The 18,092-nt window shown below is 62.9% G+C and carries 13 protein-coding genes and 1 pseudogene; 7 read left to right on the top strand and 7 right to left on the bottom strand.

Annotated features, from left to right (window positions below; all coding sequences use genetic code 11):
- Positions 1 to 77: 77 nt before the first annotated feature.
- Positions 78 to 1,064: a hypothetical protein gene (locus tag B3361_RS12245; protein WP_009686079.1), complete on the top strand. Its 987-nt coding sequence runs from the start codon at positions 78 to 80 to the stop codon at positions 1,062 to 1,064.
- A 76-nt stretch (positions 1,065 to 1,140) separates the two neighbouring features.
- Complete coding sequence (locus B3361_RS12240; RefSeq protein ID WP_029884902.1) at positions 1,141 to 1,320, top strand: CsbD family protein; 180 nt, start codon at positions 1,141 to 1,143, stop codon at positions 1,318 to 1,320.
- A 76-nt stretch (positions 1,321 to 1,396) separates the two neighbouring features.
- Here the strand turns inward: B3361_RS12240 and B3361_RS12235 are convergent, their stop codons facing one another.
- Both B3361_RS12235 and B3361_RS12230 read right to left on the bottom strand, forming a co-directional pair.
- Complete coding sequence (locus tag B3361_RS12235; protein ID WP_029884901.1) at positions 1,397 to 2,218, bottom strand: amino acid ABC transporter permease; 822 nt, start codon at positions 2,216 to 2,218, stop codon at positions 1,397 to 1,399.
- Positions 2,215 to 3,036, bottom strand: a complete 822-nt coding sequence (locus tag B3361_RS12230; protein ID WP_054903899.1) for an ABC transporter substrate-binding protein — start codon at positions 3,034 to 3,036, stop codon at positions 2,215 to 2,217. The genes B3361_RS12235 and B3361_RS12230 overlap by 4 nt, the downstream gene beginning before the upstream one ends.
- Positions 3,037 to 3,154: 118 nt before the next feature.
- Between B3361_RS12230 and B3361_RS12225 the strand changes: the two genes are divergently transcribed.
- Together B3361_RS12225 and B3361_RS12220 are read left to right on the top strand one after the other, a co-directional pair.
- Positions 3,155 to 4,039 carry a homocysteine S-methyltransferase family protein gene (locus B3361_RS12225; RefSeq protein WP_177331320.1) on the top strand — a complete coding sequence of 295 codons (885 nt, stop codon included), beginning with the start codon at positions 3,155 to 3,157 and terminating at the stop codon, positions 4,037 to 4,039.
- Positions 4,040 to 4,203: 164 nt separating this feature from the next.
- A pseudogene (locus tag B3361_RS12220) lies at positions 4,204 to 6,202 on the top strand (BCCT family transporter).
- Positions 6,203 to 6,208: 6 nt separating this feature from the next.
- Here B3361_RS12220 and B3361_RS12215 read toward each other — a convergent pair.
- The 3 genes from B3361_RS12215 to B3361_RS12205 all read right to left on the bottom strand — a co-directional run bounded on the left by B3361_RS12215 (position 6,209) and on the right by B3361_RS12205 (position 12,938).
- Positions 6,209 to 7,165, bottom strand: a complete 957-nt coding sequence (locus tag B3361_RS12215; protein WP_054903939.1) for an arsenic resistance protein — start codon at positions 7,163 to 7,165, stop codon at positions 6,209 to 6,211.
- Between the two features lie 320 nt (positions 7,166 to 7,485).
- Positions 7,486 to 8,739, bottom strand: coding sequence for a serine hydroxymethyltransferase (gene glyA / locus B3361_RS12210; protein ID WP_009686086.1), 1,254 nt, complete (start codon positions 8,737 to 8,739; stop codon positions 7,486 to 7,488).
- Positions 8,740 to 9,107: 368 nt separating this feature from the next.
- Positions 9,108 to 12,938 carry a sensor domain-containing protein gene (locus B3361_RS12205; protein ID WP_054903902.1) on the bottom strand — a complete coding sequence of 1,277 codons (3,831 nt, stop codon included), beginning with the start codon at positions 12,936 to 12,938 and terminating at the stop codon, positions 9,108 to 9,110.
- 248 nt (positions 12,939 to 13,186) lie between these two features.
- On the opposite strand from B3361_RS12205, the gene B3361_RS12200 reads away from it, so the two are divergent.
- From B3361_RS12200 to gdhA, 3 genes are all read left to right on the top strand, one after another.
- Positions 13,187 to 13,585: a hypothetical protein gene (locus tag B3361_RS12200; protein ID WP_029884888.1), complete on the top strand. Its 399-nt coding sequence runs from the start codon at positions 13,187 to 13,189 to the stop codon at positions 13,583 to 13,585.
- A gap of 237 nt (positions 13,586 to 13,822) precedes the next feature.
- A complete protein-coding gene (gene ettA / locus B3361_RS12195; RefSeq protein ID WP_009686092.1) occupies positions 13,823 to 15,490 on the top strand; it encodes an energy-dependent translational throttle protein EttA in 1,668 nt (555 codons plus the stop codon).
- A gap of 230 nt (positions 15,491 to 15,720) precedes the next feature.
- On the top strand, positions 15,721 to 17,061 hold the full coding sequence (gene gdhA / locus B3361_RS12190) for an NADP-specific glutamate dehydrogenase (RefSeq protein WP_286920233.1): 1,341 nt from the start codon (positions 15,721 to 15,723) through the stop codon (positions 17,059 to 17,061).
- A gap of 49 nt (positions 17,062 to 17,110) precedes the next feature.
- Here gdhA and B3361_RS12185 read toward each other — a convergent pair whose 3' ends face one another.
- Together B3361_RS12185 and B3361_RS12180 are read right to left on the bottom strand one after the other, a co-directional pair.
- Positions 17,111 to 17,608 (bottom strand): GreA/GreB family elongation factor, encoded by a 498-nt coding sequence (locus B3361_RS12185; protein WP_029884886.1) that lies wholly within the window; start codon positions 17,606 to 17,608, stop codon positions 17,111 to 17,113.
- 68 nt (positions 17,609 to 17,676) lie between these two features.
- The gene (locus B3361_RS12180) at positions 17,677 to 18,033 is read right to left on the bottom strand and encodes a hypothetical protein (protein WP_009686095.1); all 357 of its coding nucleotides are present in this window, start codon (positions 18,031 to 18,033) and stop codon (positions 17,677 to 17,679) included.
- Positions 18,034 to 18,092 lie beyond the last annotated feature (59 nt).

Here is an 18,092-nt window from a genome sequence, read left to right as displayed (position 1 = left end):
GACCCGCAAACTGGCCATGACGTTGCATCAGGCACCCGTGGCCGGTGCAGCCAGTTCCCATTGACGAGGATGCATAGATGACTGAAGCCTATGTAAGCACCCCGGCAAATGCCGTGAGCCCGCTGCGGGTGTCGTGGAGTGCAGTTTTCGCCGGGGGGGCCATTGCCTTGGCTACCTACCTGGTACTCAGTGTGCTGGGCACCGCCATCGGGGCCGGAGCCGTTGACGCGATGGCCGATGGCAACCCGCTGCGTGGCTTTGGCACCGGTGCGGGGGTGTGGTTGTTCGTCAGCACCCTGGTTTCGGTCGCCGCCGGTGCCTGGGTTGCCGGCCGCACGGCGCCGGGCCGCGGTGGCCTGCATGGCCTGTTGAGCTGGACGGTGACCACATTGCTGGCGACCTGGCTGCTGGCTTCGCTGGCCGGGGGCGTGGTCGGCACTGCCGGCAATATTGCCGGTAAAGGCCTGTCGCTTGCCGCGGATGGTGTGGCTGCCGCCGCACCGGCAGTCGGCCAAGGCATCAAAGAGCGCCTGGGTAAGCAGGGCATTTCGCTCGACTGGGACAGCCTGGAAGCGGAGCTGAACAAGACCCTGCAGCAGTCCGGCAAGGCCGAACTGAACCCGTCGAACCTGGAGCAGCAGGCCGATCAGGCGCAGGCGCAGGGTGAGTCGGCGGGCCGTATCGCCGCCGAGGACCCGACCCAGGCCGTTGACCAGCTCAAGCAATGGTTCGACCGGGTACGCAAGGCCGGTGAGCCTGCGCTGAGCGCGGCAGACAAGCAGGCCCTGGTCAACATCGTGGCGGCGCGCACGGGCAAGAGCCAGCAGGAGGCCCAGCAGATCGTGGATAACTATGCCCGTGCCTACCAGCAAGCCGCCGAGCAGGTGCAAGTGCTGAAAGACCAGGCAGAGCAACAGGCGCGTGAAGCTGCCCAAGTAGCGGCCAGCAACGTGTCCAAAGCCGCCTGGGGCACGCTGGTAACCCTGCTGCTTGGCGCTGCCTTGAGCGTTGTGGCAGGCCGCTTCGCCCTGTCGTCACGCAAGACCCGGGTCGTGAATGTGTGATCACCCGCCCAGGTCTGCCCGTTTCACTGGTGTAACCCCAACCCACATGTACGGATGTCGTTGAAGGAGAAAAACCATGAGCAGCACGTCTGACAAAGTCAAAGGCATGGCCAACGAAGTGGTTGGCAAGGTCAAGCAAGCCGTTGGTAAAGCGACTGGCAATACCGAGCTGGAGGTAAAGGGCAAGGTGCAGGAGAAAAAGGGTGAAGCCCAACAAGTGGTGGGCGATGTGAAGGACGCCGTCAGCAAGGACTAGCCGACTGTCGCCCCACCCACCAGCGGTCGCCTTCGGGCGACCGTTCTTGCATGTGCCCGCTGCGCCAAGGCACTGCTCAGCGCTGGTACGCCTTGCCGAAGTGCCGTTCCAGGCGCGCTTGCACCAGCTCCAGCAGAATCGACAGTACCCAGTAGATGATTGCCGCGGTGGTCAGCATTTCCAGGTAACGGTAGCTGGAGCGCCCGTACGACTGGGCCAGGAACATCACTTCCCACACCCCCATCACCGAAATCAGCGATGAATCCTTGAGCATCGAGATGAACTGGTTGGCCGTGGGCGGAATGATCACCCGCATGGCCTGGGGCAGCACGATGTAGCAGAACGTCTGCGGCGGGCGCATGCCCAGCGCCAGCGCCGCTTCGCGCTGGCCGCGCGCCACGCCGAGAATGCCGGCGCGGAAGATTTCACTGAGGTAGGCGCCGTAGTTCAGCGACAACGCAATGATGCCTGCGCTGATTGCGCCGGGCACTAGGCCGACCTGTGGCAGGCCCAGGTAAATCAGCAGAATCTGGATAAGCAGCGGCGTACCGCGGAAGAACGACGTGTAGAAACTGGCGATACCGACCAGCACCGCACTGCCGGACAAGCGCGCCAGGGCTGCGGCAAAGCCCAGCAGCACCGAGACCACCATCGAGCACAGGCACAGGAACAGGGTCAGCGCTGCGCCTTGCAAAAAGCCGTTAGGGCCCAGTTTGAAGCCGGCGAGGTTGGGAAACTTCTCCACAATGATCGCAAACTTCAGGTCGAAGCTGAGGAAGAACGCCACGAACAGACCGAACAGCGCCAGCCAGGTCAGCAGCAGCCGGGTGCGAAAGCCGAACAGGCTGGCGCCCGTGGCTTTGGCCGCGGGCTTGGGGGAAGAAGGGAAGGTGCTCATTTGCTGATGTCGGCGCCAATCCATTTCTGCGACAGCTTGGCCAGCGTGCCATCGGCTTTCAGTTCGGCAAACACCTGGCGCACCTTGGCATCCCATTCAGGGTCGCCTTTTTCGATGGCCACCGAGTTGGGCTCTTCATACAGTGGGGCACCGGCCAGCTTGAAGCGCTTGTCCTGGGTCAGGCGCGGCTGCGCGGTCACCAGGTTGGTAAGAATGGCATCCAGACGCACGCCCGCGCCCAGGCCCAGGTCCTGGAAAGCGACGTTGTCGGTGTCGTAAGGCGCAATCTGCACAAAGTCGAAGGGGTAGTCGATCTTCTGGTCTTCCTTGCCTTCGATCACCAGGTTCTTGTTCAGGTAGCTCTCGTAGCTGGAGGCGCTGGTCAAGCCTACCTTGCGTCCATCCAGGTCCTTGGCCCCATGAATGCGCTCATCCTTGGCATTGACCACGATCACCGCCGGCGATGCGTAGTATTCCACCGGGAAGTCGAACACTTCGGCGCGGGCTTTGCTGGGCGTCATCGAGCAGATGCAGATGTCGTAGCGGCCGCTCCAGCGGCCGGCGGCGATCACGTCCCACGACGGGGTTTCCAGGCGCAGCTTCACGCCAAGCTTGTCGGCCACAGCCTTGGCCACATCCACGTCGAAGCCGTCGAGTTGGTTCTGATCATTGAGGAAGGAGAACGGCGGGTAGCTCTCCATCAACACGTTGACCATTTCCTTGCGCGATTCAACCCGCTCCAGCGTGGTGCCTGCCAGGGCCTGGGACGCAGTGGCGAGGAACACGAGGCCCGCGCCGAGCACAGTAGAAAAGCGCATGTACATACCTGAAAAGTTTGCCAAAAAAGAGAAAGTGTATTTAATAGTTATAAACCTTTCTCTCATAATGAATTTTATTCATAAATACCTTCAGAGTAGTTATATGACACAGCGCGCGATGGTTATTCTCGACGGGGGCATGGGCCGTGAACTGCAGCGCAGCGGCGCACCGTTTCGTCAGCCCGAATGGTCGGCGCTGGCGCTGACCGAGGCGCCCGAGGCCGTGGTGGGTGTGCATGCGGCGTTCATTGCCGCGGGTGCCCAGGTCATTACCAGCAACAGCTATGCGGTCGTGCCGTTCCACATTGGCGAGCAACGTTTTGCTACAGAAGGCCAGCAACTGGCCAATACCGCCGGCCAGCTGGCGCGTCATGCCGCCGATAACGCTGCACACCCGGTCAAGGTAGCGGGTTCGCTGCCACCGCTGTTCGGCTCTTACCGCCCTGACCTGTTCCAGCCTGAGCGGGTCGAAGAAGTATTGAAGCCGCTGCTCGCCGGCCTGGCGCCACACGTTGATCTGTGGCTGGCCGAAACCCAGAGCGCCATCGCCGAAGTACGTGCCATCCATGCGCACCTGCCCGAAGACGGCCGCCCGTTCTGGGTGTCTTTCACTTTGCAGGACGAGGACGTGGATACGGTGCCGCGCCTGCGTTCCGGTGAGCCGGTGGCTGATGCCGTGCAAGCGGTAGTCGGGCTGGGCGCCGCAGCGGTGCTGTTCAACTGCAGCCAGCCGGAAGTAATCGGCGCGGCCATTGACGTCGCCCGTACCGTTATCGGCCAGCAAGGCGCAGAGGTGGCCATCGGTGCCTACGCCAACGCCTTCCCCCCGCAGCCCAAAGAGGCTACCGCCAACGACGGGCTGGACGAGCTGCGGGAAGACCTGGACCCACCGGGCTACCTCGCCTGGGCCAAGGACTGGCGTGAACGCGGCGCCAGCATGGTGGGCGGCTGCTGCGGCATTGGCCCCGAGCACATTGCCGAGCTGAAGCGTCACCTCGGCTGACAGGTTCAAAGCCTTCTGTACGGCAAGCGAAGCGGCTAAGTTTTGGAATTGCTGGAACTGACGGTAAGGTTTCAGCATCTTCCATGCATCATGCGCCACGGGCAGTCGTGTTCGGACTGCCCAATGATGGAGCGCAGCGCTGAACGCCCGAAGGAGTAACGCCTATGCCTGAAAACCAGAAACGCAGGAGCACCATCAACCCACCTGTCTTTTTCACCAGTGCAGTACTGGTGCTGTTACTGGTGTTGTACTCCACAGTGTTCCAGGCGCATGCCCAAAGCGTCTTCGAGCATGTTCAGCAGTGGATCGTTACCAATGCAGCCTGGTTCTACATCCTCACCGTCGCACTGGTGCTGATCAGCGTCGTCTTCCTGGCCGTAAGCCGCTATGGCGACATCAAGCTGGGCCCGGACCATAGCGAGCCCGACTACCCCAACAAAAGCTGGTTCGCCATGCTGTTCTCTGCCGGCATGGGCATCGGCCTGATGTTCTTCGGTGTGGCCGAACCGGTGATGCACTTCATCAACCCGCCCGTGGGTGACCCCAACACGGTGGCCGCCGCCCGCGAAGCCATGAACATCACCTTTTTCCACTGGGGGCTGCATGCCTGGGCGATCTACGCCATCGTGGCGTTGATCCTGGCCTACTTCAGTTTCCGCAACGGGCTGCCGCTTACCCTGCGCTCGGCGCTGTACCCCTTGATCGGCGAGCGTATCTACGGCCCTATCGGCCATGCAGTGGACATCTTCGCCATCCTGGGCACGGTATTTGGCGTCGCCACCTCGCTGGGCTACGGCGTGCTGCAGATCAACAGCGGGCTGAACCAGTTGTTCGGCCTTCCGATCAGCACCTCGGTGCAGGTCATTCTGATTGCGGTTACCTGTGCACTGGCCACGCTGTCGGTGGCCAGCGGCCTGGACAAGGGCATCCGTATCCTGTCGGAGCTCAACCTGGGCCTCGCTGTGATCCTGATGCTTTTCGTGCTGGCGGTAGGCCCTACGGTATTCCTGCTGCAGGCCTACGTGCAGAACACAGGGGCCTACCTGTCCGATATCGTCAACAAGACGTTCAACCTGTTTGCCTACGAACCCACCGACTGGATTGGCGGCTGGACCTTGCTCTACTGGGGCTGGTGGTTGTCCTGGTCGCCGTTCGTGGGGCTGTTCATTGCGCGCATTTCCCGCGGCCGCACCATTCGCGAGTTCGTTTGCGGCGTGTTGTTCGTGCCGGCCGGTTTCACTTTGCTGTGGATGACGGTGTTTGGCGATTCGGCCATTCACATGATCCTGCACGGCGGCATCAAGGACCTGGCCGCGGTGGTCGACCAGGACAGCTCGGTGGCGTTGTTCGCGTTCCTTGAGCACTTTCCCTGGTCGACAGCCATTTCGATGGTGGCGGTGCTGATGGTCGTGGTGTTTTTCGTCACCTCGGCCGACTCGGGCGCCTTGGTGGTGGATATGCTGGCTTCGTCCGGCAGGGGCCATTCACCACTCTGGCAGCGCGTGTTCTGGTCCGTCAGCATGGGCGCGGTGGCCATTGCCCTGCTGCTGGCCAACGGCCTGAAAGCATTGCAGGCGGCCACCATTGCCAGCGCCTTGCCGTTCGCGATCATCCTGCTGTTTTCCATCTGGGGTTTGTTCAAGGCCCTGGGGCTGGACGCCACACGGCGTGGGCTGCGCACCCAGGCACTGCCAGGTCAGCGGCAGGGCCGTCAGAACCACGGCGGCTGGCAGCGCCGCTTGCGCAACATCGCCATGATGCCGCTTGCGCAACATCGCCATGATGCCGCGCAGGGCGCACGTTACCCGCTTCATCGCCGACGTGGTCAAGCCCGCATGCGAAGAAGTGGCCCAGGAACTGCGCAAACAGGGCTATGAGGTGACCGTGGACGAGCGTGACGACGGCCGCATCACGCTCGAGCTTTCCCATGCCGGTGAAGGGCGCTTCAAGTACGAGGTACGCCCCCGGGCATTCAATACGCCGAGCTTCGTCATGCGCGACGCCGATGACAACAGCGATGCGCGCAAATACTTCCGGGCAGAGGTGTACCTGCGCGAAGGCGGGCAGGACTACGATGTGATGGGCTGGAGCCGTGAGGATGTGATCGGCGACATCCTCGACCAGTACGAGCGCCACTTGCATTACCTGCACGTGGTGAGCTGATGCTGTTTACGTGCGGGCGATCGCCGGAATCGCCCGCACATAGACCAGCTCGCAGACCAGCTCGACCAATGTCTGGGTAATCACCGCCGCTGCCGCCAGCGTGCGCCACTGCTCTGGCAAGGCGAGCGCCAGCGGCAACACCACCAGCGAGTTGCGCGTCGCCGCACTGAACATCACGGCGCGCTTCTGCTGTGCCGGCAAGCCCAGCAGCCTCGCTGTTGCCCAGCCGATGGCCGGTGCCACCAGCGCAAAGCCCAGGTAAACCGGCACTACGGGCAGCAGTTGCGGCAGGTCGTGCAACACAATCCGGATCTGTGAAGCGATCACCACGAACAGCACCAGCGCCATCGCCGGTACGGGCATCCAGGCCCAGGCATCGTTCCATCGGCTCACCCCCCGCCACTTGCCGACCAGGGCACTGGTCCACACGGCCAAGGCCAACGGCACGACGATCATCGCCACGAACGCCTGCACGAAGGGCCCTATCGCCAGGTTCAACGGCTGGCCATCGTCGAGCATGAGCGCCAGGTAAAACGGCAACAGCAGCAGTTGCAGCAGCAACAGCACGGGGGTGGCTGCCAGCATGAGCCGCGCATCGCCTTTGCCCATGTGTGTGAACACCACCACATAGTCGATGCAAGGTGCCAGCAGTACCAGCAGGGCGCCTGCCAGCAAGGCCGGCTGGCCCGTCAGCCCGCGCGTCAGGCTCCACACCAGCAAGGGCACCAGCACGAAATTGGCCAGCAACAAGGCAACCATGAAGCGTCGATTGGCCAGGCTCGCGCGCAGGTCCAGAAAGGGTATCTGCAAGAACATGGCGTACATCAGCACGGCGATGGCGGGTGTGATCAGCACTTCCAGCACTGAAGCACCCGCACTGGCGAAAACGCCGAAAGCGCAGGCCGCCAGCACGGTGGCGAAGTAGATGAGCGTTTGCCGGGTTTCGAGTTGGTCTCTGGTCAAGGCGCTACCTGCTGAAAAAAAATGGCAGCGCCGGTCTTGCAATGCGGCGAAGCGCGAACGTGCTGCGCCGCAAGCCATATGTAAATCCGGCGCGCAAAAAAAACCGGCATTGAGCCTAATGCCTGTCAGTTAAGCGTTACTGGGGCTGCTTTGCAGCCCTTCGCGGGCACGCCCGCTCCCACACGTTTGGCGCTGAACTCAAGAGATGCGCGATCCCTTGTGGGAGCGGGCGTGCCCGCGAAGGGTCGCAAAGCGGCCCCAAATTACTTAACTGACTGGCATTAGGCCTCGAGCCGGGCTTTTCCTCTGGCGATCAGCGATCAGTTGCCGTAAACCGGCAGCTTCTTGCAGATGGCCTTGACCTTTTCACGCACGGCATCGATCACCGCTTCGTTGTTCAGGTCAGCCAGGATGTCGCAGATCCAGCCAGCCAGTTCCTTGCACTCGGCTTCCTTGAAGCCACGGGTGGTGACGGCTGGGGTGCCGAAACGCAGGCCCGAGGTGACGAACGGCGAACGTGGGTCGTTGGGTACCGAGTTCTTGTTGACGGTGATGTAGGCTTTGCCCAGGGCAGCGTCCGCATCTTTACCGGAGATTTCCTGCTTGATCAGCGACAGCAGGAACAGGTGGTTCTGGGTACCGCCGGATACCACGTCGAAACCTCGCTCGATGAACACTTCGGCCATGGCCTGGGCGTTTTTCACGACCTGCTGCTGGTAAGCCTTGAACTCAGGCTGCAGGGCTTCCTTGAAGCAGATGGCCTTGGCGGCGATGACGTGCTCCAGCGGGCCGCCCTGGGCGCCAGGGAACACGGCGGAGTTCAGCTTCTTCTCGATTTCTTCGTTCTTGCGCGCCAGGATCAGGCCGCCGCGTGGGCCGCGCAGGGTCTTGTGCGTGGTGGTGGTGACCACGTCGGCGAACGGTACCGGGTTCGGGTACACGCCAGCGGCAACCAGGCCGGCAACGTGAGCCATGTCGACGAACAGGTAGGCACCCACCTTGTCGGCGATGGCACGGAAGCGGGCGAAGTCCAGCACTTGCGAGTAGGCGGAGAAGCCGGCAACGATCATCTTCGGCTTGTGCTCGACAGCCAGGCGCTCGACTTCGTCATAGTCGATCAGGCCGTTGCCGTCGATGCCGTACTGGATGGCGTTGTACAGTTTGCCCGAGGAGCTTACCGAAGCACCGTGGGTCAGGTGGCCACCGTGGGCCAGGCTCATGCCCAGGATGGTGTCACCGGCCGACAGCAGGGCCAGGTAGACAGCAGCGTTGGCCTGGGAGCCAGCGTGCGGCTGGACGTTGGCGTAATCGGCACCGAACAGCTCTTTGGCACGGTCGATGGCCAGTTGCTCGACGACGTCGACGTACTCGCAACCACCGTAGTAGCGCTTGCCTGGGTAGCCTTCGGCGTACTTGTTGGTCAGCACCGAGCCCTGGGCTTCCATGACAGCCGGGCTGGTGTAGTTTTCCGAGGCGATCAGCTCGATATGCTCTTCCTGGCGCAGGGCTTCTTGCTGCATGGCTTCGAAGAGCTCGGCGTCGTACTTGGCAATGGTCAAATCACGGCTGAACATGGCGGTCCTCAAGGATCGGGGTAGTTTGGGGGGGCATTCTAACCGATTGATTCGCGGCTGGCATATGAAGTGGCGTCAAGTCGCGGACCAATGGGTCTCATGTTGCATCCCGCGCCGTGTCTGGGCTGGGCTGGGATTGGAGTTGACTCTGAAGTCCGGTTTCTGGGGGCGTTGCGCCCCATCGCCGGCAAGCCGGCTCCCACAGGTTTGCACATGGCCGGAAGTTAATGCGGTCGGTGTGGGAGCGGGCCCGCCCGCGAAGAACCCGGCGCGGTGGCTGGCACCGGCTACGCCGGTGTTCGCGGGCACGCCCGCTCCCACAAGGCCCTCCTGAATCAATAGTTGCGATGAGGCCAGTGCAGGCAGCGTCAATGGAACATGAACAACGTCTCGTTGGCGAACTGTGCCTCGAACTGATGCGCCGGCATCGGGCGCCCGAACAGGTAGCCCTGCACTTCGTCGCACCCGTGCTCGCGCAGGAACTCCAGTTGCTCGTGGGTTTCCACGCCCTCGGCGATGACCGCCAGGTTCAGGCTGTGGGCCATGGCGATGATCGCCCGGGCAATCTGCGCGTCCTGCTCGCCTTCGGGCAGGCCGTCGACGAAGGTTCGGTCGATCTTCAGCACGTCGATAGGGAACTGCTTGAGGTAGTTCAGCGACGAGTAGCCGGTGCCGAAGTCATCCACCGCAATGCTCAAGCCAAGGTTCTTCAGGCTGGCCAGTATCTGCAGCGCCTCGTTCACCTCACGCATCAGGATACTCTCGGTCAGTTCCAGCTCCAGGCACGCCGGCGGTAGCCCGCATTCCTCGAGGATGGTGGCAATCCGGGTGCCCAGCTGGCCATCGGAGAACTGCCGCGCCGAGATGTTCACCGAGACCTTCGGCACCCGCACCTTGGCCTTGTGCCAGGCCTTGAGCTGGCGGCTGGCCTCGCGCAGCACCCAGTCGCCCACATCCACCACCAGGCCCAGTTCCTCGATCACCGGGATGAAGTCGCCGGGCGGCACCAGGCCGCGGGTCGGGTGCCGCCAGCGCAGCAGCGCCTCGGCACCGGTCAGGCGTTTGCCATCGCCACTGAACTGCGGCTGGTAGTACAGGATGAACTCGTTCTGCTCCATGGCGTGGCGCAAGTCGCTTTCCAGCTCCAGGCGCTCCAGGGCGCTGGCGTTCATCTCGGCCTGGTAGAACTGGAAGTTGTTCTTGCCGCGTTCCTTGGCGTGGTACATGGCGGTGTCGGCGTTTTTCATCAGCTGGCTCAGCTCGCTGCCATCCTGCGGGCTGAGGGCGATGCCGATACTGGCGGTGACGAAGAACTCGCGGTTTTCCAGCACGAACGGCCGCACCAGGCTGGCAAGGATGTTCTCGGCCACATGGATGGCGCGGTTCAAGGCCATTTCCCGGGTCGCGCGCGGTTGCAGCAGCAAGGTGAATTCGTCGCCGCCCATGCGCGCCACGGTCTCGTCGTCGTCCACGCAGGCCAGCAGGCGCAAGGCCATGTCCTTGAGCATGCGGTCGCCGGCGGCATGGCCAAGCGAGTCGTTGATCGGCTTGAAGCGGTCGAGGTCGAGGAACATCAGCACCACCCAGGCCTTTTGCCGCTCGGCCTGTTGCAGGGCGTTGTACAAACGGTCCTGGAACAGCGTGCGGTTGGGCAGGTGGGTGAGGGCGTCGTAGTAGGCCAGGCGGTGAATGCGTTGCTCGCTGGCCTTGCGCTCGCTGATGTCGGTAAAGAAGCACACGTAGCTCGCCAGGTCGCCCTCATCGTCCAGCACTGCGGTGATGCCGACCCAGGCCGGGTAGTGGTCGCCGTCACGGCGCTTGAGCCACACCTCGCCCTCCCAGCTGCCGCGCTGGTGCAGTTGCTTGACCACGTAGCGCAGGTGGCTTTCCTGCTGTTCGTCGACCGTGAGCATGCTGGGCAACTGGTCGAGCACGTCGCTGACGGCGTAGCCGCTGACCCGGCTGAACGCTTCGTTGGCCTGGACGATATAGCCGGCCGGGTCGGTGATGAGAATCGCCGAGGTCGAGTGCTCGAATACCGTCGCGGCCATGCGCAGGTCTTTTTCTGCGCGGCGCTGCTGGCTGATGTCGCGGCCGACCCCCAGCACACCTTCGAAGCGCTGGTCGTCGTCCCACACCAGCACCAGGCGCAGTTCGATCGGGATCTTGCGGCCATCGGCGCGCAGGCAGTCGAACAGGAACAGCTGGGTCGGCAGCTGGCTGCGCAGCTGGGCCAACTGCTCGGCGTCGCCCATGGCCTTGCTGACCCGCTCCATCAGGCTGTAGATGCCGGTGAGCTGGGCCGGGTTGGCGATGATCGACTGCCAGCCGTTGGTGAAGATCCACTCGGCCTGGTAACCCAGCACGCTCTGCACCGACGGGCTGACGTAGTTGAGCTGGAGCAGGCTGTCGGTGGAGAAGATCACGTCGCTGATGCTTTCGGCCAGCATGCGGTAGCGCTGCTCGCTGTCACGCAGCGACTGGCTGGCCTCGATCTGTACGGTGACATCCTTGCCAACGCCGATGATGCGCGTTACCAGACCTTCGGCGTTGCGGGTCAGTACCTGCTCACGGATGTCGTAGCAGCGCCAACTGCCGTCCCGGTGGCGGAAGCGCAACTGACAGTGCAATTGCTGGTCGTGGCCATTGTTCCGCTGTTGCTGGCGCAAGGCCTGGTAGTGCGCGGCGTCTTCGGGGTGCAGCAGCAGTTCCCAGAAGCGCTCGCCCATGTGTGCCAGCTCGGTACGGTCGTAGCCCAGTGTCTGGCCGAGGTGGCGGTTGCTGAAGATCATCCGCTGGCTGAGCACATCCTGCACATACAGCTGGTCGGGTACGGTGCGCACCACGTCGGACCAGAAGCTTTCGCGCTCCAGCAGCGACAGTTCGACCTGCTTGCGGCTGGTGATGTCGCTGATGCTCAGGATCACCGCCTGGTAGTCACGCCGTTGTTGCGGCAGGCGCGCCATCAACCACAGGTGCAACTCGCCACCCAGCGGTGACGGCAGGCGTACTTCCAGCTCCAGCACCTGGCGCTGTTCGATCAGCGCGTCGATCAGTTGCATGCCGATGCTGTCGCGGCCATCGCCGGTGCCGTCGATCAACCGCTGCCAGGCGCCTTCATGGCAGTCGATGTTCAGTAACTGGCGGGCCACCTGGTTGACTTCGGTGATCTTCAGTTCCAGCAGCAGGGACCGGCGCAGGCCTGGATCCAGGGCCAGGCTGTGCTTGAGTGCGGCGCGGTTGCGCAGGTGGTAGCGGTCCAGCTGGCCCGGCAGGCTCGACAAGTCGAGCACGCACAGGGCCACGCCGGTGCCTTCGAAAATTTCCTGGTAGCGCCGGCGGTCTTCCTGCAGCGCACGCTGGCGCCGGCGCATGTTGATCAGGGCCAGCACCGGCAGCAGGGCGCAAAACAGCACCAGCAGGCATTTGCCGATCAGCGCCGGCAGCAGCTTCTGTTGCATCAGCTTGGCGTCGAACAGGCCGCGCAGTTGCCAGGTGCTGTTGTCGATGAAGGCCAGCATCACGCTTTGCAGCGGGTCATCGCTGGTAGCGGTGGGGGCATGGCGCTGCAGCACTTCGCCAGTGCGGCTGTTTTCCAGCAGCCATAACGGATGGGTGCCGCTGTCCAGGTGCAGGGTGAGCTCGCGGTAGTAGTCTGGCGACAGGCGCAGCAGCCAGTAGCCGCGTTCCTGCTCGGTGGCCTGGCGCAGCAGCATGTACAGCGCGTGGTTGTCGGGCGAATTGGTGAAGAAGTACGCACGCCCCTGGTTCAGCGCCAGCAACTCGTCCAGCCACTGCCGGTCCGGGCTGCCGGCCAGGCTGTCGGCGCGCAGCTGCCCGGTGCTGTCCAGCCAGGCCAGGCTTTGCAGGTCGGGCAGGCGCTGGCGCAGGGTATCCACCAGGCTGGGCATGGCTGCGGGCGTCGGCGGGTTGATGTAGGGCTGTACCACATTCAGCGCCTGCTGGGCCTTGAACGCCATGTTCAGGTTCAGGTGGTCGGCCATTTCCACGCTGGCATCCAGGCTCTGCGCGCGCAGGTCGGCCTGGGTGTGGTTGAACTGGGCGAACAGTTGCCACAGCAGCAGGCCCAGCAGGATCAGGGCCAGCAGCGCCAACGTGCCCTTGATCGACCCGCGCAGGGTAGAGGCGGGTGCTTCAGGCGCGGAACGCAGTGACGACGGGTGAGTAAGATTGATCAAGCGCTGATCCTGCGATTGGGCTGGCGATGGCAGGGACGAAACGTGCACGGCATGTACCGGTGTCCGGCAGTCACACCGTGGTGGCGCACTATAAGGCCGGACAGCCGAAACCGGCTAGCATGCCTACGATTATGGCAAAGTGCCAGCCATCTGGACCGATGGCGACTGCCCGCCGGTTCGGCAAGCCCCTGCAACCTGTGCGAGAATGCCGCCCGCTTTACATGACAACGCATCGGAGATGTTCGCTTTTGGTTACTCACTTTTCCTCCAATGGCCTCGATTCCGCCTGTGGGCGTAGCAGTCAGACCCTTGTCAGCACTGCCGTGACCGAGGACGTATCCTGCAAGTCTTGCCAGCGTTCGCTGAGCAAACCTGAAGCGGCCAGTTCGGCCAAGCCCAAGGCCCCGTCGCTGGCTGAACTGCGCAAGACCGCCAAGGCGGCAGCGCCGGCAGTGGCTGCGGCCCACAAGCCTGCAGCCAAGGTGGTCAGCACTGCCCCTGCGGCCGCCAAACCCGCGAATGTTGCCGAGCAGCAGCCTGCCCGCAGCAGTGGCTTCAGCGTGAAGTCTGCCTGGGCCGCGCGCCTGGCCGAGCAGGGTGACCGTTGCCGGTTGCCGCGTGGCAAGGCCCGGCAGCGTCACGTCTGAGCCATCTCGGCAGCGGTGCCGCCCCTTTCGCGGCTAAAGTCATGAAAGGGCCGCCACAGGCAACACATTTCCCCATAGATCACACCGTTCCCTGCCCACCATCGCCCCGCCTATGAAACGCCGTGCGATGGCGTAGAATGGTCGCCTTTGTTCAATTACACCCAAACACACATCTCCCTGGTCAGCGCGCCAGGGCGATCGTCGATGTCTTTACTTACCTGATTAGAGGGCTTGGTTTTGGCTCAATACGTCTACACCATGCATCGGCTGAGCAAGGTCGTGCCGCCGAAGCGGGAAATTCTCAAGAACATTTCCCTGTCATTCTTCCCAGGCGCCAAGATTGGCGTGCTCGGCCTGAACGGCGCCGGTAAGTCGACCCTGCTGCGGATCATGGCGGGCGTCGACAAGGAATTCGACGGCGAAGCCCGTCCGATGCCCGACATCAACGTGGGCTACCTGCCCCAGGAACCGCAACTGGACCCGAGCAAGACGGTCCGCGAAGTGGTCGAAGAAGCGGTCAGCGTGATCAAGGACGCCCAGGCCCGCCTGGACGAGGTGTACGCTGCCTACGCCGAACCAGATGCCGACTTCGACAAGCTGGCCGCCGAACAGGCCAAGTTGGAAGCCATCCTGCAGGCCGCCGATGGCCACAACCTGGAGCGCCAGCTGGACGTCGCTGCCGACGCCCTGCGCCTGCCGGCCTGGGACGCCCGCATCGAGCACCTGTCCGGTGGTGAGAAGCGCCGTGTGGCCCTTTGCCGCCTGCTGCTGTCGGCCCCCGACATGCTGCTGCTCGACGAACCAACCAACCACCTGGACGCCGACTCGGTGGCCTGGCTGGAGCGCTTCCTGCACGACTTCCCGGGCACGGTGGTGGCGATTACCCACGACCGTTACTTCCTCGACAACGTCGCTGGCTGGATCCTGGAACTGGACCGTGGCGCCGGCATCCCGTACGAAGGCAACTACTCGGGCTGGCTGGAAGCCAAGTCCGAGCGCCTGGCGCAGGAGTCCAAGCAGCAAAGCGCCCATGAAAAGGCCATGAAAGAGGAACTGGAATGGGTGCGCAAAGGCGCCAAGGCCCGCCAGTCCAAGTCCAAGGCCCGCCTGCAGCGCTTCGAAGAAATGCAGTCGCAGGAATTCCAGAAGCGTAGCGAAACCAACGAGATCTACATCCCGGCCGGCCCACGCCTGGGTGACAAGGTCATCGAGTTCAAGAACGTCACCAAGGGCTATGGCGACCGCGTACTGATCGACAACCTGTCGTTCGCCATGCCAAAAGGCGCGATCGTCGGCGTGATCGGTGGTAACGGTGCTGGTAAGTCCACCCTGTTCCGCATGCTGATGGGCAAGGAACAGCCGGATTCGGGCAGCATCGAAATCGGCGAAACCGTGCAACTGGCTTGCGTCGACCAAAGCCGCGAAGACCTGGACGGCAGCAAGACCGTGTTCCAGCAGGTGTCCGACGGTTCCGACATGATCAAGATCGGCAACTACGAGATCCCGTCGCGCACTTACGTTGGCCGTTTCAACTTCAAAGGCGGCGACCAGCAGAAGTTCGTCAAGGACCTGTCCGGTGGTGAGCGGGGTCGCCTGCACCTGGCGTTGACGCTGAAGGAGGGCGGTAACGTCCTGCTGCTCGACGAACCGTCCAACGACCTGGACGTGGAAACCCTGCGTTCGCTGGAAGAAGCCCTGCTGGACTTCCCGGGCGCCGCGATCGTGATTTCCCACGACCGTTGGTTCCTGGACCGTGTGGCGACCCACATCCTGGCGTACGAAGACGACTCGAACGTGGTGTTCTTCGAGGGTAACTACACCGAGTACGAAGCCGACCGCAAAAAGCGTCTGGGTGACGCTGCTGCCCAGCCGCACCGGGTACGGCACAAGAAACTGGCCCAGTAAGCCAGTGTCTTGATGCACAGGAATGGGGCCCTTGGTGGCCCCATTTTTGTGCCTGCCGTTTACGGGTGTGGCTGTTTGAAGGCCAGTATTGCGGCTGTTTTTGTATACACTTATATAAAACGCACCAAATAAATTCAGAAAAACGACATATCGCCCTGTTCCGGTGCGATTGCTTCTTGGTACATTCCCGAAAAACCAATAAGTCCAAAATCTTCGGTGAGATGTCTACCATGATCGAATCTGTCGACAGTTTCCTCGCGCGCCTGCAACAGCGCGACCCAGGCCAGCCTGAGTTTCATCAGGCAGTGGAAGAAGTGCTGCGCACGCTGTGGCCCTTCCTGGAAGCCAACCCTCATTACCTGCAGTCCGGCATCCTGGAGCGTATGGTCGAGCCGGAGCGTGCGGTGCTGTTTCGCGTGTCGTGGGTCGATGACCAGGGCAAAGTGCAGGTCAACCGCGGCTACCGTATCCAGATGAGCAGCGCCATCGGCCCGTACAAGGGCGGCTTGCGCTTCCACCCCTCGGTCAACCTCAGCGTGCTGAAATTCCTGGCCTTCGAGCAGGTCTTCAAGAACTCCCTGACTTCGCTGCCCATGGGGGGTGGCAAGGGCGGGTCGGACTTCGACCCCAAAGGCAAGAGCGACGCCGAAGTGATGCGCTTCTGCCAGGCGTTCATGAGCGAGCTGTACCGCCACATCGGCGCCGACTGCGACGTGCCGGCCGGTGACATCGGCGTGGGTGCCCGCGAAATCGGCTTCATGTTTGGCCAGTACAAGCGGCTTGCCAACCAGTTCACGTCGGTACTGACCGGCAAGGGGATGATCTACGGTGGCAGCCTGATTCGCCCCGAAGCCACCGGCTACGGTTGCGTGTATTTCGCCGAGGAAATGCTCAAGCGCCAGGACAAGCGCATCGACGGCCGTCGCGTGGCGGTGTCGGGCTCGGGCAACGTTGCCCAGTATGCCGCGCGCAAGGTCATGGACCTGGGCGGCAAAGTGATCTCCATGTCGGACTCCGAAGGCACGCTGTATGCCGAAGCCGGCCTGACCGATGCCCAGTGGGAAGCACTGATGGCGCTGAAGAACGTCAAGCGGGGCCGTATCAGCGAGCTGGCCGAGCAGTTCGGCCTGGAGTTCCGCAAGGGCCAGACCCCTTGGAGCCTGGCATGCGACATCGCCTTGCCGTGCGCCACGCAGAATGAACTGGGCGCCGAAGACGCCCGTACCTTGCTGGCCAACGGCTGTATCTGCGTGGCCGAAGGCGCCAACATGCCGACCACCCTGGAAGCGGTGGATATCTTCCTGGAAGCCGGCATCCTCTATGCCCCGGGCAAAGCATCCAACGCCGGCGGTGTGGCCGTGTCTGGCCTGGAGATGTCGCAGAATGCCATGCGCCTGCTGTGGACTGCCGGCGAAGTGGACAGCAAGCTGCACAACATCATGCAATCGATCCACCATGCTTGCGTGCATTATGGTGAAGAGGCGGATGGCCGGGTCAATTACGTGAAAGGTGCGAACATCGCCGGCTTTGTCAAAGTGGCGGATGCGATGTTGGCTCAGGGCGTGGTTTGATCCGGGATCGCAGGGGGCCGCTCTGCGGCCCGTCGCGATACAAAGCACCTCACCCTTCAGCGATCACGTCAGTCACTTCGATCAGCAATTCCCCAACCGGCCGCTGCCACACCACCTCATCCCCCGGCCCCGCCCCCAGCAAGGCCCGCCCCAACGGCGACCCCCAGTTGATCAGGCCGCGCCCGGCATCCGCCTCATCCTCGCCCACCAGCCGTACCTCATGCGCCTGGTCTTGCGCGTCGACAAAGCGTACCCGGCTGCCAATCTGCACCTTGCTGTGCGACGTCGCGGGCGGTACCACCTGGGCGCTCTGCACCCGCGCGCTGAAGTACCGCAGGTCGCGCTCGGTATCGGCCAGCCGCTGCTTGTCCACACGCTCGCCCTGCGCCTGCAGGTCGCTGCGCAAGGCATTCAACTCGGCCACACGTTCCTGCAACTGGCGCAGGCCGCTGGCGGTCACATAGTTGGGTTGCTCACTGACGCGCCGCTCTACCGGTTGATCGGCCTGGGCGGCGGCCTGGTCCTCATTGACGAATGCTCGGCTCATGCAAGGCCTCCTTGTGCAGAAGACCATCATGGCAGGCCGCGGGTTTAAAGAAATGTCCGTTAACGACCTCAGTCGTGGCGATAGGCCTTGGCGGCGCCACGGTCCTTTTCCTGCTGCCACTCGCGGTCGCGCTGGTCCCAGAAGCGCTCGTGGTACTGGCGCTGCTCTTCAGTGTTCTGCATGGCCTGGCACTGGCGAAAGCCATCGTCCCAGCCGGTTTCGTACTGGCGCTCGTGCAGGTAGCGGGGTACGTCCTTGCGAAAGTCGCCGGCCATGGTGCCGGCGGCCTGGTGGCCACTGCTGCAACCGTCCTGAAAGCCATCGGCATAGGCAGGGGGATAGCCGTTGGCGAGCATTTGCTCGTGTGTGGTTTCACAACCTGACAGCAACAACGCAATGCACACGCCGAACCAGTACCGCGACATAACCACCTGACCCTCCCGTCGATAGGGGCAAGTCTAGGTGGCGATTTGTCGGGTTGGTG

This window comes from Pseudomonas sp. UBA6699 (genome assembly GCF_002454615.1).
GTDB lineage: Bacteria > Pseudomonadota > Gammaproteobacteria > Pseudomonadales > Pseudomonadaceae > Aquipseudomonas > Aquipseudomonas juntendi.
Note: the sequence above shows the minus strand (reverse complement) of the source record. Positions and strands in the feature narration are given on the sequence as shown.

Bases quoted from the DNA above. Each gene is read 5' to 3' on its own strand.
- B3361_RS12245 (WP_009686079.1), top strand. From the start codon at position 78: ATGACTGAAGCCTATGTAAGCACCCCGGCAAATGCCGTGAGCCCGCTG.
- B3361_RS12240 (WP_029884902.1), top strand. From the start codon at position 1,141: ATGAGCAGCACGTCTGACAAAGTCAAAGGCATGGCCAACGAAGTGGTT.
- B3361_RS12235 (WP_029884901.1), bottom strand. From the start codon at position 2,218: ATGAGCACCTTCCCTTCTTCCCCCAAGCCCGCGGCCAAAGCCACGGGC.
- B3361_RS12230 (WP_054903899.1), bottom strand. From the start codon at position 3,036: ATGCGCTTTTCTACTGTGCTCGGCGCGGGCCTCGTGTTCCTCGCCACT.
- B3361_RS12225 (WP_177331320.1), top strand. From the start codon at position 3,155: ATGGTTATTCTCGACGGGGGCATGGGCCGTGAACTGCAGCGCAGCGGC.
- glyA (WP_009686086.1), bottom strand. From the start codon at position 8,739: ATGTTCAGCCGTGATTTGACCATTGCCAAGTACGACGCCGAGCTCTTC.
- gdhA (WP_286920233.1), top strand. From the start codon at position 15,721: ATGATCGAATCTGTCGACAGTTTCCTCGCGCGCCTGCAACAGCGCGAC.
- B3361_RS12185 (WP_029884886.1), bottom strand. From the start codon at position 17,608: ATGAGCCGAGCATTCGTCAATGAGGACCAGGCCGCCGCCCAGGCCGAT.
- B3361_RS12180 (WP_009686095.1), bottom strand. From the start codon at position 18,033: ATGTCGCGGTACTGGTTCGGCGTGTGCATTGCGTTGTTGCTGTCAGGT.